This is a genomic window from Franzmannia qiaohouensis, assembly GCF_031451695.1.
GTDB classification, from domain to species: Bacteria; Pseudomonadota; Gammaproteobacteria; order Pseudomonadales; family Halomonadaceae; genus Franzmannia; species Franzmannia qiaohouensis.
Window position 1 is genome coordinate 1 of sequence record NZ_JARWAM010000017.1, and the last position, 23094, is coordinate 23094.

Consider the following 23094-nt stretch of genomic DNA (forward strand, 5'->3'; position numbering starts at 1 on the left):
TCTTTCCGAGATGCCGTGTGGTGCCCCATGCACCCAAGATGGCGTTGCAAACTCATCTTGGCACAAGGGGGGACGGGTCCATCCCATTTCCTACAGTGGAATGGCGCCTCTGGCAAATGTGGGAGCGACTTTAGTCGCGATTAGGTTGCTGCCACGACCCATGGAGAGGCGCCGGCGGCTGCCTTTGCCAGCGCTCGGTGATATACTCCGGCTCTGCTGTTACGCGGCTATTCCAAAAGCATCCCGTAGCGCCAACCTGTCGCAGTGCAAAGGATTTGACGACCCATGGGTGACATTGCCAGAGAGATTCTGCCAGTCAACATCGAGGACGAACTGAAGCAGTCGTACCTCGATTACGCGATGAGCGTAATCATCGGCCGAGCACTGCCCGACGTGCGCGACGGCCTCAAGCCGGTCCACCGTCGCGTGCTGTTCGCCATGAACGAGCTCAGCAACGACTGGAACAAACCCTACAAGAAATCGGCGCGTGTCGTTGGCGACGTGATCGGTAAGTATCACCCCCATGGTGACAGTGCCGTCTACGACACCATCGTACGCATGGCGCAGCATTTCTCGATGCGCCACGTGCTGGTCGACGGCCAGGGCAACTTCGGTTCCATCGACGGCGACAACGCCGCCGCCATGCGTTACACCGAGGTGCGCATGGCGCGCCTGGCCCACGAGCTGCTGGCCGACCTCGACAAGGAGACCGTCGACTGGGTCGACAACTACGACGGCACCGAGCGTATCCCCGACGTGCTGCCGACCAAGGTGCCCAACCTGCTGATCAACGGCTCCTCGGGCATCGCCGTGGGCATGGCGACCAATATCCCGCCCCACAACATGAACGAGATCATCAACGCCTGCCTGGCGCTGATCGATGACTACACCCTGACGGTCGACGACCTGATGGAGCACGTGCCGGGGCCAGATTTCCCCACCGGGGGCATCATCAACGGCCGTGCCGGGATCCTCGAGGCCTATCGCACCGGCCGCGGGCGCATCTACGTGCGCGCCTGCCACACCATCGAGCACGACGACAAGTCCGGCCGCGACCACATCATCGTCAGCGAGCTGCCGTATCAGGTGAACAAGGCGCGCTTGATCGAGAAGATCGCCGAGCTGGTCAAGGACAAGAAGATCGACGGCATTGCCGAGCTGCGCGACGAGTCCGACAAGGACGGTCTGCGGGTGGTGATCGAGGTCAAGCGCGGCGAGTCCGGCGAGGTGGTGGTCAACAACCTGTTCGCCCAGACCCAGCTGCAGAACGTCTTCGGCATCAACATGGTGGCCATCGAAGATGGCCAGCCGAAGATCCTCAACCTCAAGGAAGTCCTCGAGGCGTTCATCCGTCATCGCCGCGAGGTGGTGACCCGGCGCACCATCTTCGAGCTGCGCAAGGCCCGCGAGCGTGGCCATATCCTCGAAGGCCTGGCCGTCGCCATCTCCAATATCGACGAGGTGATCGAGCTGATCAAGGCCTCGCCGAGCGCCACCGAGGCCAAGGAGAAACTGCTGGCCGCGGTGTGGCAGCCGGGGCAGGTGACCGGCATGCTCGAGCGCGCCGGCGCTACCTCGTGCAAGCCGGAAGACCTGGAGGAGGGCTTCGGCCTCAACCAGACCGGCAGCGAATACCGTCTGTCGCCGGCCCAGGCCCAGGCGATTCTCGAGCTGCGGCTGCACCGCCTGACCGGGCTCGAGACCGAGAAGCTGCTCGATGAGTACTTGAAGATACTCGAGCAGATCGCCGAGCTCAGCGAGATCCTGGCCTCCGCCGATCGTCTGCTCGAGGTGATCCGTGAGGAGCTGATCGCGGTACGCGACCAGTTCGCCGACGAGCGCCGCACCGAGATCCAGGCCAGCCACCTCGACCTGCGCATCGAGGACCTGATCGCCGAGGAGGACATGGTGGTCACCCTGTCGCGCTCCGGCTACGCCAAGACTCAGCCGCTCTCGGACTACCAGTCTCAGCGCCGCGGTGGACGCGGCAAGTCGGCCACCGCCATGAAGGACGAGGACGTCATCGAGCACCTGCTGGTGGCCTCGACCCACGACACCGTGCTGCTGTTCTCCAACAAGGGCAAGGTCTACTGGCTCAAGGTCTACGAGATGCCCAATGCCAGCCGCGGCTCGCGGGGCAAGCCGCTGGTCAACCTGCTGCCGCTGGACGAAGACGAGGCGATCAACGCGATCCTGCCGGTGCGCGACTACCGCGCCGACAGCTACATCTTCTTCGCCACCGCCAAGGGCACCGTCAAGCGCACCAGCCTCGACCAGTTCTCGCGGCCGCGCAGCGTGGGCCTGATCGCCATCGACCTCGAAGAGGACGACCGCCTGGTGGGTGCCGCCATCACCTCGGGCAGCGACCACGCCATGCTGCTGTCGTCCAACGGCAAGGCGATCCGCTTCGAAGAGACCACCGTGCGCTCGATGGGCCGCACCGCCCGCGGCGTGCGTGGCATGCGCCTGCTCGAAGACGCCGAGGTGATCAGCCTGATCATCCCCCAGAGCCAGCAGATCGACGCCGAGGCCGACGTCGAGGGCGAGGACGAGAACGGCGTGGTCATCGACAACGGCAACGGCGGCCAGATCTATATCCTCACCGCCTCCGAGAACGGCTACGGCAAGCGCACCCGCCTCGAGGAGTTCCCGCTGCGCGGGCGCGGCGGCCAGGGCGTGATCGCCATGCAGACCAGCGAGCGTAACGGCTCCCTGGTGGCGGCGATGCAGGTCTACTCCGCCGACGAGATGATGTTGATCACCGACCGCGGCACTCTGGTCCGCACCCGGGTCGACGAAGTCTCGATCACCTCGCGCAATACCCAGGGCGTGATGCTGATCCGCCTCGGCAACGACGAGAAGCTGGTCAAGACCGTGCGCATCGACGAGCCGAGCGATGAGCCGGTTAACGGCGAAGCTGCCGACGCCGAGGAAGGTGACGCGGAGCAGGGCGCAGGCGACGCATCAACCAACCAGGTGGATGAGCCAGGCAAGCCTGACGAATAAGGCCTGATTGCCATGCTGCGATGAGTGCCGGGTTGGTATGCCGAGATGAGCACCGGGGATAAGTCGGAGCGAGGGTCTTTTGCCATGGATGGCAAAAGTAGCGCCCAAGGACGGGTTTACAGCGCCCTCGCGAAGGCTTGTCGCCGGGTTAGCTCATCGCCTGGCAGGACATGAAACAAGTGCTACCGCGATAACGGAACACCACGCTGATGACACGTCACTATAACTTCTGCGCCGGTCCCGCGGCGCTTCCCCAGGCGGTACTCGAGCGCGCCCGCGACGAGCTTCTCGACTACCAGGGCCGCGGCCTGTCGGTGATGGAGATGAGTCACCGCAGCCCCGAGTTCACCGCCATCGCCGAGCAGGCCGAGGCCGATATTCGCGAGCTGCTGGCGATCCCCGATAACTACCGGGTGCTGTTCCTGCAGGGCGGTGCGTCGATGCAGTTCGCCATGCTGCCCTACAACCTGCTGGGCCAGGGCGGTACGCCCAACTACCTCTATACCGGCATCTGGGGCAAGAAGGCGATCAGCGAGGCCAGGCACCTGGCCGGCGCCCATGTGGCGGCCTCCAGTGAAGGCAACGGCCTTACCGCGGTGCCGCGGCCCGAGGAGATCCGGCTCTCCGCCGATGCCGCCTACCTGCACTACACCGCCAACGAGACCATCGGCGGGCTCGAGTTCGACTATATCCCCGAGGTCGAGGCGCCGCTGGTCTGCGATATGTCGTCATCGATTCTCTCGGGGCCGCTCGACGTCTCCAAATTCGGCGTGCTCTACGCCGGGGCGCAGAAGAACATCGGCCCGGCCGGCTTGACGCTGGTCATCGTGCGCGACGACCTGCTCGAGCGCGCACGGCCCGAGACGCCGACCATGTTCAGCTACAAGGTCATGGCGGAGAACGGCTCGATGTTCAATACCCCGGCAACCTACGCCTGGTACCTGGCCGGTCTGGTATTCCAGTGGCTCAAGCACGATGTCGGCGGCCTGGCGGCGATGAATGCCATCAACGACCGCAAGGCGGCCAAGCTGTATGCGGCCATCGACGCCAGCGACTTTTATTCCAACCCGATTGCCCCGCGCAACCGCTCGCGCATGAACGTGCCTTTCGTACTCGCCGAGGACTCGCTCAATGCGCCGTTCCTGGCCGAGGCCGAAGCGGCCGGGCTGCTCAATCTCAAGGGCCACCGCAGCGTCGGCGGCATGCGCGCCAGCCTCTACAACGCCGTGCCCGAGGCGGGGGTCGACGCGCTGATCGAGTTCATGACCGATTTCGAACACAGAAGGGGATGACCATGAGCGATACCCCGCAGAGTCTCGACGCACTGCGTGAACGCATCGACGCAGTGGACAGCGATATCCTGCGCTTGATCAGCGAGCGTGCCACCTGCGCCAAGCGGGTGGCCGAGATCAAGACCCAGGAGGATCCCGATACGGTCTTCTACCGCCCCGAGCGCGAGGCCCAGGTACTGCGGCGGATCATGGCCCTCAACGAGGGCCCGCTGGACGCCGAGGAGATGGCGCGGCTGTTCCGCGAGATCATGTCGGCCTGCCTGGCGCTGGAGCAGCCGGTCAAGGTCGCCTATCTCGGCCCCGAAGGCACTTTTACCCAGCAGGCGGCGCTCAAGCACTTCGGCCACAGCGCGGTGAGCTTGCCGATGGCGGCCATCGACGAAGTGTTCCGCGAGGTCGAGGCCGGCGCCGTGCACTACGGCGTGGTACCGGTGGAGAACTCCACCGAGGGCGTGGTCAACCATACCCTCGACTCCTTCATGGATTCCTCGATGCGCATCTGCGGCGAAGCGGTGCTGCGCATTCACCACCACCTGCTGGTGTCGAGCAACACCCGCAAGGACAAGGTGTCGCGGATCTATTCCCACCCGCAGTCCTTCGCCCAGTGCCGCAAGTGGCTGGATGCCCACTATCCCCACGCCGAGCGGGTGGCGGTGGCCTCCAACGCCGAGGCCGCCAAGCTGGTCAAGACCGAGTGGCACAGCGCGGCGATCGCCGGCGACATGGCAGCCAAGCTGTATGACCTGGAGCGCATCGCCGAGAAGATCGAGGACAGCCCCGACAACTCCACGCGCTTCCTGATCATCGGCAACCACGACGTGCCTATGTCCGGCGAGGACAAGACCTCGGTAGTCGTTGCCATGCGCAACCAGCCGGGTGCGCTGCACGAGCTGCTCGAACCGTTCCACCGCCACGCCATCGACCTGACTCGCCTCGAGACGCGTCCCTCGCGCAGCGGGGTGTGGAACTACGTGTTCTTCATCGACTTCAAGGGCCACCGCGACGAGCCGCGGGTCGCCGCGGTGCTCGAGGAGGTACGGCTGCGCGCCGCCGATCTCAAGGTGCTCGGCTCCTACCCGATGGGCGTGCTCTAGGCATGCAGGAAACAGGCGTGCAGGAAACGCGGATCCTGATTGTCGGCCTCGGCCTGATCGGCGGCTCACTGGCCGCCGCGCTCAAGGAGGCGGGGTTTAGCGGTGCCATCGCCGGGTGCGACCGCGACGCCGACGAGATTGCCCGCGGCATCGAGATGGGCGTGATCGACAGCGGCGGCACGCGGCTCGCCGAGCAGCTCGAGGGTGCAAGCCTGGTGGTGCTGGCAGTACCGGTACTGGCCATGGACAGCGTAATGACGCATCTCGCCGAGGCGCTGACCGAGTGCCCCGAGCACGCCTGGCCGGTGATCACCGACGTCGGCAGCACCAAGGCGGCGATCCGCGACTGCGCCCAGCGCGCCTTCGGCCGCGTGCCGCCGCAGCTGGTGCTCGGCCATCCCATTGCCGGCTCCGAGAAGAGCGGCGTGGCGGCCTCCAACCCCGCGTTGTTCCGACATCACAAGGTCATCCTCACGCCGCAGCATGATACCCAGCCCCAGGCAGTGGCCCGGGTGCGGGCGATATGGCAGGCGTGCGGCGCCGAGGTGCTGGAAATGGAGGTGGAGCGCCACGACGAAGTGCTGGCGCGCACCAGCCACCTGCCGCACCTGCTGGCCTTCTCGCTGGTCGACACCCTGGCACGCCAGGACGAGCGGCTGGACATCTTTCGCTACGCCGCCGGCGGCTTTCGCGACTTCACTCGCATCGCCGGCAGCGACCCGGTGATGTGGCGCGATATCTTCACCGCCAACCGGCATGCGGTACTCGATGCGTTAGACGACTTCGAGGCCGGCCTGGCGCGGCTGCGCCGCGAGGTGGAAGCCGGCGACAGTGACGCCATGCTGGCCACCATCGACCGTGCCAGCCATGCCCGGCACTATTTCGATACGCTACTCAACAAGACCCGCTACCAGGTGAGTGACCACACCATGCAACAGCAAGCGCTTCGCTACCGGGTGGCCCCCGGTGGCTCCGTGACCGGCCGTATCCGCGTGCCCGGCGACAAGTCGGTGTCGCACCGCTCGATCATGCTCGGCGCCCTGGCCGAGGGCGTCACCGAGGTCAAGGGCTTCCTCGAGGGCGAGGACAGCCTGGCGACCCTGCAGGCCTTCCGCGAGATGGGCGTGGCCATCGAAGGCCCGCATCAGGGCCGGGTGACCATTCACGGGGTCGGCATGCACGGCCTCCAGCAGCCCGCCGGGCCGCTCTACGTCGGCAATGCCGGCACCGCCATGCGGCTGTTCGCCGGCCTGCTGGCCGGCCAGGCCTTCGACAGCGAGCTGATCGGCGACGCCTCGCTGACCAAGCGCCCCATGGGGCGCGTGGCCGACCCGCTGCGGGCCATGGGCGCCGAGATCGAGACCCGCGAAGGCGGCCGGCCGCCGCTCAAGATCAAGGGCGGGCGCCGGCTAGCCGGCATCAACTACGATATGCCGATGGCCAGCGCCCAGGTCAAGTCGTGCCTGCTGCTGGCCGGCATGTACGCCGAGGGCGTCACTCAGGTGCGCGAGCCAGCGCCGACCCGCGATCACACCGAGCGCATGCTCAACGGCTTCGGCTACGCCGTGCAGCGCGATGGCGACACCTGCTGGCTCGAGGGCGGCGGCACGCTCACCGCGGGGCCCATCGACGTGCCTTCGGATATCTCCTCGGCGACCTTCTTCCTGGTCGCCGCGGCGATCACCCCGGGCGCCGACCTGATGCTCGAGCACGTCGGCATCAACCCGACCCGCATCGGTGTGATCAATATCCTCAAGGCCATGGGCGCCGACCTCGAGCTCAGTAACCAGGCCGAGGTGGGCGGCGAGCCGGTGGCCGATATCCGCGTACGCTATACCCCGCTCAAGGGCATCGAGATTCCCCAGGACCAGGTGCCGCTGGCCATCGACGAGTTCCCGGCACTGTTCATCGCCGCGGCCAACGCCGAGGGCACCACGCGCCTGCGCGGCGCCGAGGAGTTGCGGGTCAAGGAGTCCGACCGCCTGCAGGCGATGGCCGATGGCCTCACCGCGCTGGGCGTCGACAACACCCTGCACCCCGACGGCATCGACATCGTCGGTCGCGCCCCGGGCCAGGGCAGCAACGGCCCCAGCTACGGCGGCGGGCGCATCGACAGCCTGGGTGATCACCGCATCGCCATGGCCTTCAGCATTGCCGCGCTGCGCGCCGATGCCGAGATCGTCATCGACGACTGTGCCAATGTCGCGACCTCCTTCCCCGGCTTCATCGATCTGGCGCGCAAGGTTGGCCTGAGCCTGGACGAGGAGCGAGTCGACGGCGGGGGGGGCGCATGAGCGATCAAGCACCGGTGCTGACCATCGACGGCCCGGGTGGCGCCGGCAAGGGCACCATCAGCCGGCTGGTCGCCGAGCGCCTCGGCTGGCACCTGCTCGACTCCGGGGCGCTCTATCGGCTCACCGCCGAAGCCGCCGCCCGGCACGCGGTGGCGCTGGACGACGCCGAGGGCCTGGCGGCGCTGGCGGCAAGTCTCGACGTCGAGTTCCTGGTCGAGGACGGCGAGCCCCGGGTGCTGCTCGAAGGCCAGGACGTGACCCGTGCGATTCGCACCGAGCAGGCCGGCGACCGCGCCTCTCAGGTGGCGGCGCTCAACCCGGTGCGCGAGGCACTGCTGGCGCGCCAACGCGACTTCGCCACGCCCCCCGGGCTGGTCGCCGACGGCCGCGACATGGGCACCGTGGTGTTTCCCGCGGCACCGCTCAAGATCTTTCTTACCGCATCGGCCGAGGAGCGGGCCCGACGGCGTCACCTGCAGTTGCAGGAAAGCGGTACGACTGCTAGTCTATCGAGTCTTTTAAAAGAGATTCAGGCACGCGATGCGCGCGACATGCAGCGCAGCGTGGCCCCGCTCAAGCCGGCCGATGACGCCATTACGCTTGACTCCACGCGCCTGACCATACCGGAAGTGGTGGATCGGTTGACGCAGCTGCTGGCCCAGCGAGGCCTCACAGCGTGACCTGACGATCCATGACGGAGCCCCCGGCAAGACGTCATGACGTGGCACGGCAGTCTCATTTCAGAAAGCCAGGCCAGGTCGAACCAGCGCCAACGTCCCCGGGGATCATTGCAGTAGGCCCGTACTCGCTGGTGGTACGGAGAAGGGCGGTTCGCCGCCATCAAAACGTTGATCACAGGAACATCATGAGCGAAAGCTTTGCTGAGTTGTTTGAACAGTCTCTCCAGGACATCAACATGGAGGCGGGTGCCATTGTCATGGCGACCGTCGTCGACATCGAAGGTGACTGGGTCACCGTCAATGCCGGCCTCAAGTCCGAAGGTCAGATCCCTGTTTCCCAATTCCGCGATGACAATGGCGAACTGACCATTGCCATCGGCGATGAAGTCAAGGTGGCCCTGGAGGCCGTCGAAGATGGCTTCGGTGAGACCCGCCTGTCCCGCGAGAAAGCCAAGCGTGCCGAGGCGTGGAAAGAGCTGGAAGCCGCCTTCGAGAAAGAAGAGATTGTCAAAGGCGTGATCAACGGCAAGGTCAAGGGTGGCTTCACCGTCGACGTCGCCTCCATCCGTGCCTTCCTGCCGGGTTCGCTGGTCGACGTGCGTCCGGTGCGCGACACCACGCACCTCGAGCACAAAGAGCTGGACTTCAAGGTCATCAAGCTCGATGCCAAGCGTAACAACGTGGTGGTATCACGCCGCGCCGTGCTCGAAGCCGAGAACAGCGCCGAGCGTGAAGCGCTGCTCGCCACCCTCCAGGAAGGTCAGCAGATCAAGGGTATCGTCAAGAACCTCACAGATTACGGCGCCTTCGTCGATCTGGGTGGCGTCGACGGCCTGCTGCACATCACCGACATGGCCTGGAAGCGCATCAAGCATCCGTCCGAGATCGTTGCCGTAGGCGACGAGATCAACGTCAAGGTGCTGAAGTTCGACCGTGAGCGCAACCGCGTCTCGCTGGGCCTCAAGCAGCTCGGCGAAGATCCGTGGGTCAACATCACCGCGCGCTACCCGGAAGGCACCAAGGTCACCGCCCGCGTCACCAACCTCACCGACTACGGCTGCTTTGCCGAGCTGGAAGAGGGCGTCGAGGGTCTGGTTCACGTCTCCGAAATGGACTGGACCAACAAGAACATCCACCCCTCCAAGGTCGTGCAGGTGGGTGACGATGTCGACGTCATGGTGCTGGATATCGACGAGGAGCGTCGTCGCATCTCGCTGGGTATCAAGCAGTGCACCACCAACCCGTGGGAAGACTTCAGCGCACGCTACAACAAGGGCGACCGCGTTGCCGGCAGCATCAAGTCGATCACCGACTTCGGCATCTTCATCGGCCTGGAAGGCGGCATCGACGGCCTGGTGCACCTGTCCGACATCTCCTGGACCGAAACCGGCGAAGAAGCCGTGCGTCAGTTCAAGAAGGGCGACGAAGCCGAAGCGGTCATTCTCTCCATCGATCCGGAGCGTGAGCGCATCTCGCTGGGCATCAAGCAGCTCGAGACCGATCCGGTTTCCGAGTTCCTGGCTGTCAACGACAAGGGTGCCATTGTCACCGGCCGCGTGGTCGAAGTCGACGCCAAGGAAGCCCACGTCGAGCTGGCGACCGACGTCGTTGCCATCCTCAAGGCCTCCGAGATCAGCGCTGACCGCGTCGAAGACGCGCGCAACGTGCTGAGCGAAGGCGACAGCGTCGAGGCCCGCATCGTCGGGGTGGATCGCAAGAACCGCGCGATCAACCTGTCGATCAAGGCCAAGGATCAGGACGATACCCGTCAGAACCTGAAGAAGCTGCGTGAAGAGAGCTCCGACAGCAGTGGCGCGACCACTATCGGTGATCTGATCAAGCAGCAGATGGGTCAGGACTGATCTGCGTCGCGCGCTAGCCGCGATTCGCTGGATCGACAAACGCCGCCTCCTTCGGGAGGCGGCGTTTTTTTTGGCTCAGCTGAAAGCCCCTGGCTATGTTGACCAGCGCACAGATGATCTCTTGCTTAGCTACTAGGCTCAGCCTATGAGTGGTCAGCAGCCTGAAGCAGCATATTTCACCGTGAGTGACGGGAAACAGTGCCGCAGTGCTGATATGTCGGCCAACGCACAGGAGGTTAGTAGCAGAAAGATTGCAAGCCAAGGTCAGCTAATGAAGAAGGAGTTTGGAATGAAAAGGACAGCACTTTCTATTGCAATCGGTGCCTTGAGCATCGGGCTTGCCCAAGGCGCTCTCGCCCAGGATGATGAGGGAAATCAGGACTTGCAAGACCAGGGAGCCGAGGTCCGCGTGGAGGGCGAGCCGGCTGATGTCGAGGTCGAGCAGGCGCCGGCCGACATTCAAGTCGAGCAACAGCCGCCGGATGTCACTGTCGAGCAGCAGGCCCCGGAGGTTACGATTGAACAGGCGGATCCCAATGTCACCGTCGAACAATCCGAGCCCAATGTCAGCGTAGAAGAGACGGGTGAAGCCAACGTTGAAGTTGAGCGCGCCGAAGAAGCTGAAGCCGAAATGCGTGATCCAGATGACGAGGATCAGGCGCAACAGGATGCCGATCAGGCCTCTCAGGAGCAGGGCGCTGAGGGGAACGAGCTGATGAACAGGAGGGTCAGTGAGCTCGAAGGCTATACCCTCTATAGCCAGCAAGACGACGAAGAGATTGGTGACGTCAAGCGCGTGGTTCGCGACACCCAGAGCAACGACATCTACGTCGTAATCTCGAAAGGGGGTTTCCTGGGTTTCGGCGCCGATGAGATGGGTTACAGATTGGATGATCTAGCGCTTCGCGGCGATGATGAGCTCGAAGTTCGCTCGAGTGATGACGGTGTTTCCGGCGACTATGGTAGCGACCAGTACGAGGACCTTGACGGCGATAGCACCTTCCTCGAGTCCATGCAGGGCAATAATTGAACATCGCTTATGAAGGTTTGATCCATCGCGAGTAGTAGCGGTCCTGCGATCATTGACGCGGCTTCGGCCGCGTTTTTTTATGTGCTGTCGCCGGGCAGCAGTTCAAACCCCACGTCCTGGCGGCGTGACACCGCGTCTCCCTCCAGGCGTGCCAGCAGGCGTTGGGCGGCCAGCTGGCCCATATGCCGGCGCGGCGAGCGAATGGTGGTCAGCCTCGGCGTTACATGCTGGCCAAGCGGTAGGCCGTTGAAGCCGGCAATGGCGATGTCCTTGGGCACGCCGAGGCCGAGGCGCTGGGCGTGGAGCAGTGCACCGGTGGCCAGGTCGTCGTTGGCGAAGTGAACGGCGTCGGCGCGGGGGTGGGTCTCGAGTACGTGCTCCAAGGCCGCGGCGCCTGCTTCCAGGCTGCCGAGGTGGGCGAGGTCGAGCAGCGGCGCCGCCAGCCCCTCGCCCTCGAGTATCTCGCGATGGCCGGCGTAGCGCAGCCCGGCACGGTAGTCCTCGGCCATGCGCCCAGCGACGTAGACGATCTGGCGATAGCCGCGCGTCAGCAGGTGGCGGGCCATGCAGCGCCCAGCCTCGCTGTGATCCAGCCCCACGTTGAGGTCGAGTGCCTCGCCCAGCTCCATCATCTCCATGATCGGCTTGTCCCACTGGCTCAGCAGGCTGTGGCAGGCGTCGCTGTGGCGCAGCCCGGCGGTGACCAGCGCCGAGCATGACCAGCCCAGGAAGGTGCGCACCAGCTGGGCCTCGCGGTCGAGGTCGTAGTCGGTATTGCCGAGCAGGATCTGGTAGCCCTCGGCCTCGAAGGTCTCCTGCAGCCCCTGGATCACCTCGATGAATACCGCATTGGCCAGCGATGGCACGATCACCGCGATGAATCGCGAACTGGCCGAGGCCAGGCTGCCGGCGACCAGGTTGGGCACGTAGCCGAGCCGCTCGACGGTGGCGAGGATATGCCGGCGGGTCTCGGCGTTGACCCGCTCCGGAGCGTTGAGGGCTCGCGATACGGTGATCGCCGAGACCCCGGCGGCATCGGCGACCTGGCTCAGGGTGGTGCGTGCCGAGCCGCGTCTGCGGCGCGGGGGAGATGACTTAGACATTGGTCGTGTCCTTGCAAACCTGTCTTGCTGATGGCGATGGTCTCTACTAAAAAGGATGTTAGCGCTAACATAACAGCGCTACCAGACGTCTTCGCTGGATAGCAGTTATCGCGAAAGAGCAGTTATCGCGAAAGAGCAGTCATCGCGAAAGAGCGGTGCAATCGTTGAGCCGAGCAAGTGCATGGCAGCGGCACCGCTCGGGACTGATCCGGCGGCAGGCCTGCGAGGAGGCGCTGTAAACCCGTCCCTGGGCGCTACCTTGCGCCATCCATGGCGCAAACCTCCTCTTCGGCCTGCCCCCGGCGTCCCTCGCTGAAGCGATGGCCTATTCGGCACGAGCAGATCAAGCGTGGACCCATACCACGGCAAGGGGAGAGTAACCGGTGAGCCAGACCAGTAAGAGAACAGCTCCGCACGTCGGCGTCGTGGGCCTGGGTGCCATGGGCATGGGCACGGCGCGGGCGCTTCATGAGCGGGGCCTGACGGTGACCGGCTGCGACGTCTCGGCGGATGCCCGGGACGCCTTCGTGGCTCACGGCGGCAACAGCGTAGCCACACCGGGGGAGTTGGCCGGCTGCGATGTCGTGGTGCTGCTGGTGGTCAACGGCGAGCAGGTCGAGCAGGTGCTGTTCGGCGAGCAGGGGCTGGTCGGCAAACTGGCGCCGGGTAGCCTGGTCCTCCAGTGTGCCACCGTGGCGCCCAGCCAGGCCCGTGGCCTCGGCGAGCGGCTGGCCGAGGCGGGGCTTGCGATGCTCGATGCTCCGGTCAGCGGCGGTGCCGGAAAGGCGCGCAGCGGTGATCTCTCGGTGATGGCGTCCGGCGCCCCCGCCGCCTTCGACAAGGCCCAGCCGGTGCTCGACGCCATGGCCGCGACCGTCTATCGCCTGGGCGACGCGCCCGGCGTTGGCTCGAGCATGAAGCTGGTCAATCAGCTGCTCGCCGGGGTGCATATCGCCACCGCCGCCGAGGCCATGGCGCTGGGCATCCGCATGGGCCTCGACCCGGATACCGTTTATGAGGTGATCACCCACTCGGCGGGCAACTCCTGGATGTTCGAGAACCGCGTGCCGCATATCCTCGCGGGCGACTACACGCCGCTCTCCGCGGTGGATATCTTCGTCAAGGACCTCAATATCGTGCACCAGACCGGCCGCGAGCTGGCCATGCCCACCCCGGTGGCGGCCAGTGCCCTGCAGCAGTTCACCGCCGCCAAGGGCGCCGGCTTCGGCCGCGAGGATGACTCGGCGGTGATCAAGGTCTACCAGCGCCTGTCGGGCATCGACCTGCCCCAGGCGGCCAACGATGCCGATGCCGGAGGTGACTCATGAGCCTGGTGCTCGGGGCCATCGCCGACGACTTCACCGGTGCCACGGATCTCGCCAACAACCTGGTGCGCGCCGGCATGCGCTGCGTGCAGCTGATCGGCGTGCCCGACGACGAGCTGGCGCTGGGCGAGGTCGATGCGGTGGTGGTGGCGCTCAAGTCGCGCTCCTGCCCGGCCGAGGACGCGGTGGCCGACTCCCTGGCGGCGCTGGAGTGGCTCGAGGCGCGCGGCCCACGGCAGATATTCTTCAAGTACTGCTCCACCTTCGACTCCACCGACGCCGGCAATATCGGCCCGGTGGCCGATGCGTTGCTGGAGCGGCTTCGGGCGACACAGACAGAGCGGTTGGGCGGTGGCCAGACCGTGATGGTGCCGGCCTTTCCCGTCAATGGCCGCAGCGTCTACCAGGGCCACCTGTTCGTCGGTGACCGCCTGCTCAACGATAGTGGCATGCAGCACCACCCGCTCAACCCCATGACCGATGCTGACTTGGTCAGGGTGCTGGGGCGCCAGACGCCGCACCCGGTGGGCCTGGCTGCCCGGCCAGTACTGGCCCGGGGCAGCGACGCCACCCGTGCGCATCTCGACGCCCTGGCGGCGGATGGCGTACGCCACGTGATCTGCGACAGCCTAGACGAGCACGACCTCGAGGTGCTGGCCGAGGCGGTGGTCGACTTGCCGCTGGTCACCGGCGGCTCCGGCCTCGGCCAGGCGCTGCCGGCCCAGTATCGTCGCCGCGGCTGGCTGGCCGAGGTGGCCGAGCCGGGTCGCCTTGCGCAGGCATCAGGCAGCGCCCTGGTGCTCTCGGGCAGCTGCTCGCGGGCGACCCTGGGCCAGGTGGCCGAGTTCCTCGCGCATCACCCCGGCATGGCCCTCGACCCCCTGCAGCTCGCCGAAGGCGGGGCGCATCTCGACGCCGCCCTGGCCTTTGCCCGCGAGCACCTCGCCGGCGGCGGCCCGGTACTGGTCTACGCCTCCGCGGACCCCGAACGGGTCAAGGCCGCCCAGCAGGCGCTGGGCGTGGCCCGCGCCGGCGAGCTGGTGGAGCAGGCCCTGGGCCAGCTGGCCAGCACCCTGGTCGATGAAGGTGTCGGGCGCCTGGTGGTGGCCGGCGGCGAGAGTTCCGGTGCAGTGGTGTCGGCGCTGGGCATTCGCCAGCTGCGCATCGGCGGCCAGATCGACCCCGGCGTGCCCTGGACCCAGGCGCCGCGGCAGGGCCAAGCGCCGCTGTCGCTGGCGCTCAAGTCGGGTAATTTCGGCGGCGAGGACTTCTTCACCCGCGCCTTCACGGTGCTGGATGAGCTGACCGGGGAGGGCAGGGCATGAGCGATAACAAAGCGCTGAGTCAGGAGAGCCAACTGCGCGAGCAGATCGCCACCCTCGGCCAGTCGCTGTTCGACCGCGGCCTGACCATGGGCTCCAGCGGCAACATCAGCGTGCGTCTCGAGGACGGCGGCTGGCTGATGACGCCGACCAACGCCTGCCTGGGGCGGCTGGATCCGGCGCGCATCTCGCGCCTTGATGGCGACGGCCGCCTGCTCGACGGCGACAAGCCCACCAAGGAGAGCTTCCTGCACATGGCGATGTACGCCGAGCGCCCGCGCTCCGGGGCCATCGTGCACCTTCACTCGACCCATTCGGTGGCGGTCTCCTGCCTGCCGGGCATCGACCCCTGCGACTGCATTCCACCGCTTACCGCCTACTATGTGATGAGGGTCGGCCGCCTGCCGCTGGTGCCCTACCACGTGCCCGGCGACCCGACGCTGGGCGATGCGGTGCGCGGCCTGGCCGGCCAGCACAGCGCGGTGCTGCTGGCCAATCACGGCCCGGTAGTCGCCGGCAAGAACCTCGAAGCGGCGGTCTACGCTACCGAGGAGCTGGAGGAGACCGCCAAGCTGTTCCTGCTGCTGCGCGGCGAGAATCCGCGCTGCCTGACGCCTGAGCAGGTCGCCGAGCTTGAAGCACGTTTTCCCCGTGACTGACCCGAGACGCACTGGATACCTATCATGATTCGACTGGCCGCCAACCTCAGCATGCTGTTCAACGAGCACGACTTCCTCGACCGCTTTGCGGCTGCCGCCCAGGCGGGCTTCCGCGGGGTCGAGTACCTGTTCCCCTATGAGCATGCCCCCGACACCCTGCGCGGCTTGCTGGACGAACACGGCCTGGAGCAGGTGCTGTTCAACCTGCCGCCGGGGGACTGGGCGGCAGGTGAGCGCGGCCTGGCGAGCCTGCCGGGGCGCGAAGGGGAGTTTCGCGACTCGCTGGTGGAGGCGCTGCGCTACGCCGAGGCGCTGGGCTGCCCGCGCGTCCATGCCATGGCCGGGCTACTGCCGGCGGATGCCGACGCCACAACCCAAGCGGCCCACCACGCCACCTATATCGACAACCTGCGCTTCGCCGCACGCGAGGCCGCCAAGGTGGGCCGCGAGCTGCTCATCGAGCCAATCAACACCCGCGACATGCCGGGCTTCTTCCTGTCCCGACAGGCCCAGGCCATGGCGGTGCTGGAACAGGTCGGCGAGCCCAACCTGCGCCTGCAGTTCGATCTTTACCACTGCCAGATCATGGACGGTGACCTGACGCGCCATCTCGAGCGGCAGTTCGCCGCCATCGGCCACGTGCAGATCGCCGGGGTGCCGGAGCGCCACGAGCCCGACGTCGGCGAGGTGCACTATCCGGCGCTGTTCGAGCGCCTCGAGGCGCTGGGCTACACCGGCTGGATCGGCTGCGAGTACCGACCGGTCGACGATACTCGCCAGGGCCTGGATTGGGGACGCAGGTTCGGGCTGCTACCCGGCTGAGGTAGTGCCGCGAGACCACAACCACGGATTTCAAGAACAAGAGGACGCCAACTGATATGCATATCCTGATTACCGGTGCTGCCGGCTTCCTCGGCCAGCGCCTGCTGCACCGCCTGGTCGCCCGCGGTGAGCTGTGCGGCCAGCCGATCAGCCGCTTCACCCTGGTCGATCAGAGCGAGGCCGCGATCCCCGACGCTGCGGGCATCGCCTTCGATAGCCACGCACTGGATATCACCGCGTCGGGCGCCTGGGACAGCGTGCTCGACGGCCGCCCCGACGTCATCTACCACCTGGCGGCGGTGGTGAGCTCCGCCGCCGAGGCAGATCTCGACCTGGGCATGGCGGTGAACTTCGACGCCACCCGGGCGCTGCTGGAAGGCTGCCGCGCCCGTGAGCTGAGCGCCACGCGGCTGGTAATGGCAAGTTCGGTGGCCGCCTACGGAGGCGACCTGCCCGAGACCCTCGACGACATGACCGCGCTGCAGCCGCAGAACTCCTACGGCGCCCAGAAGGCGATGTGCGAGCTGCTGATCAATGACTACAGCCGCCGTGGGCTGGTCGACGGCCGCGTGCTGCGCCTGCCGACCATCGTGATTCGCCCCGGCCGGCCCAATGCCGCGGCGTCGAGCTTCGCCTCGAGCATCCTGCGCGAGCCGCTGAACGGCGAGGAAGCGATCTGCCCGGTGCCACGTGAGCAGCCGCTGTTCGTGATGTCGCCGGGCAAGGTGATCGAGGCGCTGGTGCACGGCGCCGAGGTAGACGGCGATGCGCTGGGCAAGTTCCGCGCCTTCATGCTGCCGGGGATCACGGTCACGGTTGCCGAGATGCTCGAGGCGCTCCGCCAGGCCGCCGGTCCCGAGGCCGTGGCGCGGGTGCGCCATGAGCCCGACCCGCGCATCCAGGCGATTATCGCCAGCTGGCCGACGCGCTTCGATACCGCCAAGGCCGACCGCTTGGGCTTCGCCGGCGACGACGATTTCACGCAGATCATCGATGCGTTCGTGGCAGAACATTACTGAGCCCGGGCGCATAGCGAGGGACGCCGGGGGCAGGCCGAAGAGGAGGTTTCGATGCCATGGATGGCATCGGTAGCGCCCAGGGATGGGTTTACAGCGCCTCCTCGCAGGCCTGCCGCCGGAACAGTCCCGAGCGTTGGCAGCCCAAGAGCAAGCGACGCACCTGATGCGTCATCAATGGCACGGCGCCAAGCGCCGTATCGACAACAATAGAGGAATGCCACATGACAACACGCCTAGCTCGTCGTCCCCTGGTCACCGCCATCGGCGGTGCCGTTTCACTGACCCTGGCCGGCATGGCCCTGCAGGCCCAGGCCGCCACCGAGATCAGTCTCGGCCATACGCTCTCCTCCACCTCCCACTATGCGGTAGGGGCCCAAGCCTTCAAGGAGACCCTGGAAGAGCTCTCCGATGGCGCCTTCACCGTCACCGAGCACACCTCCGGCTCACTCGGGGGTGAGCGCGAGATGATCGAGGGCCTGCAGATCGGCACCGTGGATATCGTCATCACCTCCACCGGGCCGCTCGGCAACTTCGTGCCCGAGACCTACGTGCTCGACCTACCGTTCCTGTTCGAAGACTACGACCAGGCGCGCTGCGTGCTCGACGGTGAGCTGGGCGACGAACTGCTGACCAAGATGAGCGACCATGACCTGGTCGGCCTGGCCTGGTCCGAGAACGGCTTCCGCCACATGACCAACAGCCGCCGCGAGATCGCCTCGCCGGCCGATGCCGACGGCCTGCGGGTGCGCACCATGGAGAACGAGGTCCACCAGGAAGCCTTCCGCCAGATGGGCGCCCGGCCCACGCCAATGGCTTTCCCCGAGCTGTTCACCGCCCTGCAGCAGGGCACCGTGGACGGTCAGGAGAACCCCATCACGGTGATCGTGGCCACCAACTTCTGGGAAGTGCAGGACTACCTGTCGCTGACCGGCCACGTCTATTCGCCCGCCGCGGTGCTCGGCTCGCCGATTCTGCTCGACGGCTTGAGTGACGAGGAGCGCGAGTGGTTCCACGAAGCCGCCCGCGCCTCGGCAGAAGCCACTCGTCAGGAAGTCTCGCGCCTCGAGGAGGAGGGTGTCGCGCTGCTCGAAGAGAACGGCATGACGGTCAAGACCGACATCGACATCGGCCCCTTCCAGGACGCCGTAGAGCCGGCCTACGAGATCTTCACCGCTGAGCATGGCAGCGAGATGCTGGAGCGCATCCAGGAAAAAGCCGCCAGCTGCTGATTCGACCCGCTAGCCCCCGGCCGACGCCGGGGGCATTTTCGCACTTGGTGACCCTATGCTCGCTGCATTCCTGCGCTTCGAGCGCCAGTTGACGCGTCTGGCGATGGCTATCGCCATCGTCATGCTGGTGATCTCGGTGACGCTCAGTTTCTATCAGGTGTTGACGCGCTTCGTGTTCAACGCCCCCTCGACCTGGACCGAAGTCGCCTCGCGGGCGGCGATGATCTGGTGCGTGTTCATGGCCGCTGCAGCGACGTTTCGCGGCGGCTACATGATGGCCGTGGAGGCGATCTACAAGATTATTCCGCAGCGTTTTGCACTATGGCTGGAGACCGCTATCGTGCTGTGCTGCCTGCTGGTGCTGGGGGTGCTGATCCATTTCGGCATCCAGATGACCGGACGCGTCAGCAACCAGACGATGTCGGGGATGAATATCTCGATGTCCTACGCCTATGCGGCGATCCCTACCGGGTCGGCATTCGCCATCGTCGCGGCGCTGGCGCGGCTGTTCGCCCAGCTCAGCGGCCGCGAGCCGGTGGGGCCTGACAACAGCGAGGTCAGCCCCGAGGTCGAGCTGCAGCAGGTCCAGCACGAGATCGCCGATGACCACAAGGGAGGCTCGCGCCCATGAACCTGGTCATCGGACTCTCGCTGCTGATTTTGTTCGCCTTCGGCGTGCCTATCGCCATCTCGATCATGCTGGCGTCGATCATCGGCATCGAATTCTTCACCCGGCTGCCGCTGCTGCTGGTGCCGCAGCAGATGTTCATCGGCATCGACAAGTTCCCGCTGATGGCCATCCCGTTCTTTATCCTGGCCGGCAACCTGATGGCCGCCGGGGGGATCTCCCAGCGCCTGGTCGACCTGGCCAAGTCGATCGTCGGCCAGGTCCAGGGCGGGCTGGCGATGTCATGCGTACTGACCTGCATGATGTTCGCCGCGGTCTCCGGCTCCAGCGTGGCGACCACCTTCGCCATCGGCGCGATCCTGATCCCGGCGATGGTCAAGCACGGCTACCCCAAGCCATTGGCGGCCTCGATCCAGGCCTCCTCGGCGGAGCTCGGGGTGCTGATTCCGCCGTCGATCCCGCTGATCCTCTATGGGGTCAGCACCGATACCTCCATCGGCCAGCTGTTCCTGGCCGGCGTAGGCCCGGGGTTCCTGATCGGCGGGGCGCTGATCCTGTTCCTCTACCTGTTCTGCAAGGCGCGCGGCTTCGGCAAGGAGGACTACAAGGACAGCACCGGCTTCGTTACCTCCTTCCAGCGCGCCTGGGCGGCGATGCTGATGCCGGTGGTGGTGATCGGCGGCATCTACGGCGGCGTGTTCACGCCCACCGAGGCCTCGGCGGTGGCGGTGTTCTACGCGCTGATCGTGGGTGGCTTCTACTACCGTGAACTGAAGCTCGCCGATATGGTGCCGATCCTGCGCCAGAGCGTGATCTCCACCGCGGCGGTGATGCTGATCATCGCCGCCGCCTCGCTGTTCAGCTTCCTGCTCAGCCGTATCGGCCTGCCGGCGCAGATCGCCAATGCGGTGACCGCCACCATCGACGACCCGCTGATGTTCCTGCTGGTGGTCAATGCGCTGCTGCTGGTGGTGGGCATGTTCATCGAGACATCGGCGGCGATCCTGGTGCTGGCGCCGATCCTCACGCCGATCGCCATACAGTTCGGCGTTCACCCGGTGCACTTCGGGCTGGTGATGGTGGTCAATCTGGCGCTGGGCATGATCACCCCGCCGCTGGGTGTGAACCTGTTCGCTGCCTGTGCGGTTGCCAAGATCTCGATCGACCAGATGCTGCCGTGGCTACTGCGTTTCGTGCTGGTGGTGCTGGCCTGCCTGATGCTGATCACTTACCTGCCGTGGATCTCCATGGGCCTGGTCAATCTGGTATATGGATAAAGGAGAAGGACAATGATGGAGAGCCCTGCAATGCCGCCCCAGGCGGCGCTGATCGGCGGCGAATGGCAGGCCACCGCGGCTACCCTGGATATGGAGGCCCCGGCCAGCGGCCGGGTCACCACCCGCATTGCGCGCAGCCAGGCGGGGGAGGTGGATGCGGCGGTGAGAGCCGCGCGCCGTGCCTTCGATGGGGAGCTCGGCGACTGGTCACGCTGGAGTACCCGCGAGCGCGGCGCCTGGCTGCTGGCCATGGCCGCGGCCATCGAGGCCGACCACGCACATCTGGCGGCGCTGGAGTGTCTCGACACCGGCAAGCCGCTGACCCAGGCGCGTGCCGACATCAGCGCCTGCGCGCGCTACTTCCGCTTCTACGGCGGCGGTGCCGACAAGCTCCACGGCGAGACCATCCCCTATGAGACCGGCTTCACGGTGATGACCCTGCGCGAGCCCTACGGCGTGTGTGCGCAGATCATCCCCTGGAACTACCCGGCACAGATCTTCGGCCGCTGCGTGGCGGCGGCGCTGGCCACCGGTAACACGGTGGTGCTCAAGCCTGCCGAAGACGCCTGCCTTAGCGTGCTGCGCCTGGCCGAACTGGCGACCCAGCATGGCCTGCCTGCCGGGGTGCTCAACGTGGTGCCGGGCCTGGGACGCGAGGCCGGCGCCGCGCTGGCCTCGCATACGGGCATCGACCATCTCTCCTTTACCGGCTCGCCGGAGACCGGCACCCAGGTGGCCCAGGCGGCAGCGGTGCACCATGTACCGGTGACCCTGGAGCTGGGCGGCAAGTCGCCGCAGATCGTGTTCGCCGATGCCGACCTCGACGCCGCTTTCGATACCGTGGTGCGCGGCATCATCCAGAACGCCGGCCAGACCTGTTCGGCAGGCAGCCGGCTGCTGGTCCAGCGCGAGATCGCCGAGGCCTTCACCGGGCGCCTGGTGGAGCGCTTCGCGGCGCTGCGCTGCGACGCCGGCGAGGCCGATGCCGACTGCGGGCCGCTGATCAATGCCCGCCAGAAGTCGCGGCTCGAGGCGCGCTTGGCCGCCGCCGAGGCCGACGGCATCAACGTTGCCGCCCGCGGCCGGCTGGCCGAGGGCGCATCAAAGGAGGGGCACTTCGTGGTGCCGCAGCTGCTTACCGGGATCCCCGACGGCCACGCCGTGCTGAACGAGGAGCTGTTCGGCCCGGTGCTGGCGGTGCAGCTCTTCGACGACGAGGCCGAGGCGCTGCGCCTGGCCAACGCCACCGACTTCGGCCTGTGTGCCGGCGTCTGGACCCGCGACGGCGGGCGCCAGCTGCGCCTGGCGCGGGGCATCCGCAGCGGCCAGGTATTCGTCAACAACTACGGCGCTGGCGGCGGCATCGAGCTGCCCTTCGGCGGCGTGGGGCGCTCCGGCCACGGCCGCGAGAAGGGCTTCGAGGGCCTGCGCAGCTATACGCGCCTCAAGACGGTGGCAATCCAGCATGGCTGATAATCGTCGTTGTAATACGCCCCTTTTTATACCGTTATCTTACTGTGGAGGCTTGCGATGAACCGCTCCCCTGAGGTGTCTAATCGAGTGTTTCGCATTGGCATGGTTGGCGTCGGGCTGATGGGCCACGGCATTGCCAGCAACCTGCTCAAGGCTGGGCATTCGTTGACCTTTCTCGACCACCCCGGCAACCAGCCGGTGGACGACCTGTTGGCAGCGGGGGCCGAGTCCCGCGCCAGCGCGCGTGAGGTGGCCGAAGGCGCCGAGCTGGTGCTGCTGTGCGTGACCGGATCGCCGCAGGTCGAGGCGGTGCTGTTCGAGCCCGGCGGCGTGCTGGAAGGGCTGGAGCCCGGGGCGGTGGTGGTGGACTGCTCCACGGCGCTGCCCAGTGCCACGGCCAAGGTGGCCGAGCGGGTCGAGCAGGCCGGTGGCCGTTTCATGGACGCCGCCATGACGCGCACCCCCAAGGAGGCCGAGGAGGGGCGCCTCAACCTGATCGTCGGCGCGCCCCAGGCGCTATTCGACGAGCTGCGCCCGGTGCTGGCGTGCTTCGCCGAGAACATCGCCCACGCCGGCGACGTCAGCGCCGGTCATACGCTCAAGCTACTGCACAACTTCGTCTCGCTGGGTTTCTCGGCGGTGCTCGCCGAGGCCGCAGCGGCCTCGCGGCGGGCCGGCATCGATGACGTGGCGCTGCTCGAGGTGCTCGGCAAGGGTGGCGGCGGCGGGGTGGTGTTTGAACGCCTGCGTCCGTTCATTGCCGACGGTGATTCCACTGGCTTTCGCTTCAGCGTCGCCAACGCCAGCAAGGATCTCGGCTACTACCACACCATGACCGACGAGCTGGGGGTCGAACGTGGCGTCGCCGCGGCGGTGCACGCCCTCTACCAGAGCATCGACGACCCGGCGCTGACGGTGCCGGAGGTGATTGGCGAGCTCGAAAGGCGCCGCTAGTCGCCAAGACAAGCGCCCAAAAAGG

The 23094-nt window shown here is 66.3% G+C and carries 18 protein-coding genes; 17 read left to right on the forward strand and 1 reads right to left on the reverse strand.

Going from position 1 to position 23094, the window contains the following annotated elements; translation table 11 throughout:
• Positions 1–285: 285 nt before the first annotated feature.
• The 7 genes from gyrA to QC821_RS18910 all read left to right on the forward strand — a co-directional run bounded on the left by gyrA (position 286) and on the right by QC821_RS18910 (position 11258).
• A complete protein-coding gene (gyrA, locus tag QC821_RS18880) occupies positions 286–3006 on the forward strand; it encodes a DNA gyrase subunit A (RefSeq protein WP_309724634.1) in 2721 nt (906 codons plus the stop codon).
• A gap of 209 nt (positions 3007–3215) precedes the next feature.
• Positions 3216–4298, forward strand: coding sequence for a 3-phosphoserine/phosphohydroxythreonine transaminase (gene serC / locus QC821_RS18885; RefSeq protein WP_309724636.1), 1083 nt, complete (start codon positions 3216–3218; stop codon positions 4296–4298).
• Between the two features lie 2 nt (positions 4299–4300).
• Positions 4301–5392: a prephenate dehydratase gene (gene pheA, locus QC821_RS18890; protein WP_309724638.1), complete on the forward strand. Its 1092-nt coding sequence runs from the start codon at positions 4301–4303 to the stop codon at positions 5390–5392.
• 2 nt (positions 5393–5394) lie between these two features.
• Positions 5395–7686, forward strand: a complete 2292-nt coding sequence (locus tag QC821_RS18895) for a bifunctional prephenate dehydrogenase/3-phosphoshikimate 1-carboxyvinyltransferase (RefSeq protein ID WP_309724639.1) — start codon at positions 5395–5397, stop codon at positions 7684–7686.
• Positions 7683–8366, forward strand: coding sequence for a (d)CMP kinase (cmk, locus tag QC821_RS18900; protein ID WP_309724641.1), 684 nt, complete (start codon positions 7683–7685; stop codon positions 8364–8366). The genes QC821_RS18895 and cmk overlap by 4 nt, the downstream gene beginning before the upstream one ends.
• A gap of 11 nt (positions 8367–8377) precedes the next feature.
• A complete protein-coding gene (gene rpsA, locus QC821_RS18905; protein ID WP_309724643.1) occupies positions 8378–10228 on the forward strand; it encodes a 30S ribosomal protein S1 in 1851 nt (616 codons plus the stop codon).
• A 145-nt stretch (positions 10229–10373) separates the two neighbouring features.
• Positions 10374–11258, forward strand: coding sequence for a PRC-barrel domain-containing protein (locus QC821_RS18910; protein ID WP_309724645.1), 885 nt, complete (start codon positions 10374–10376; stop codon positions 11256–11258).
• Positions 11259–11335: 77 nt separating this feature from the next.
• Here QC821_RS18910 and QC821_RS18915 read toward each other — a convergent pair whose 3' ends face one another.
• Positions 11336–12361 (reverse strand): LacI family DNA-binding transcriptional regulator, encoded by a 1026-nt coding sequence (locus QC821_RS18915; protein ID WP_309724647.1) that lies wholly within the window; start codon positions 12359–12361, stop codon positions 11336–11338.
• A 383-nt stretch (positions 12362–12744) separates the two neighbouring features.
• On the opposite strand from QC821_RS18915, the gene ltnD reads away from it, so the two are divergent.
• From ltnD to QC821_RS18965, 10 genes are all read left to right on the forward strand, one after another.
• Positions 12745–13689 (forward strand): L-threonate dehydrogenase, encoded by a 945-nt coding sequence (gene ltnD / locus QC821_RS18920; RefSeq protein WP_309724649.1) that lies wholly within the window; start codon positions 12745–12747, stop codon positions 13687–13689.
• Positions 13686–15011: a 3-oxo-tetronate kinase gene (gene otnK / locus QC821_RS18925; RefSeq protein WP_309724650.1), complete on the forward strand. Its 1326-nt coding sequence runs from the start codon at positions 13686–13688 to the stop codon at positions 15009–15011. Before ltnD ends, otnK begins: the two co-directional genes overlap by 4 nt.
• Positions 15008–15667, forward strand: coding sequence for a 3-oxo-tetronate 4-phosphate decarboxylase (otnC, locus tag QC821_RS18930; protein WP_309724652.1), 660 nt, complete (start codon positions 15008–15010; stop codon positions 15665–15667). The genes otnK and otnC overlap by 4 nt, the downstream gene beginning before the upstream one ends.
• A gap of 24 nt (positions 15668–15691) precedes the next feature.
• Positions 15692–16489 carry a 2-oxo-tetronate isomerase gene (otnI, locus tag QC821_RS18935; protein ID WP_309724654.1) on the forward strand — a complete coding sequence of 266 codons (798 nt, stop codon included), beginning with the start codon at positions 15692–15694 and terminating at the stop codon, positions 16487–16489.
• A 56-nt stretch (positions 16490–16545) separates the two neighbouring features.
• Positions 16546–17508, forward strand: coding sequence for a D-erythronate dehydrogenase (gene denD / locus QC821_RS18940; RefSeq protein ID WP_309724655.1), 963 nt, complete (start codon positions 16546–16548; stop codon positions 17506–17508).
• A gap of 221 nt (positions 17509–17729) precedes the next feature.
• Positions 17730–18737, forward strand: coding sequence for a TRAP transporter substrate-binding protein (locus QC821_RS18945; protein ID WP_309724657.1), 1008 nt, complete (start codon positions 17730–17732; stop codon positions 18735–18737).
• 55 nt (positions 18738–18792) lie between these two features.
• Positions 18793–19368, forward strand: a complete 576-nt coding sequence (locus QC821_RS18950) for a TRAP transporter small permease (RefSeq protein WP_309724658.1) — start codon at positions 18793–18795, stop codon at positions 19366–19368.
• Positions 19365–20642 carry a TRAP transporter large permease gene (locus tag QC821_RS18955; RefSeq protein WP_309724660.1) on the forward strand — a complete coding sequence of 426 codons (1278 nt, stop codon included), beginning with the start codon at positions 19365–19367 and terminating at the stop codon, positions 20640–20642. Before QC821_RS18950 ends, QC821_RS18955 begins: the two co-directional genes overlap by 4 nt.
• Before the next feature lie 12 nt (positions 20643–20654).
• Positions 20655–22115 (forward strand): aldehyde dehydrogenase family protein, encoded by a 1461-nt coding sequence (locus QC821_RS18960; RefSeq protein ID WP_309724662.1) that lies wholly within the window; start codon positions 20655–20657, stop codon positions 22113–22115.
• 57 nt (positions 22116–22172) lie between these two features.
• Complete coding sequence (locus tag QC821_RS18965) at positions 22173–23069, forward strand: NAD(P)-dependent oxidoreductase (RefSeq protein ID WP_309724664.1); 897 nt, start codon at positions 22173–22175, stop codon at positions 23067–23069.
• The last annotated feature ends 25 nt before the right edge of the window (positions 23070–23094 follow it).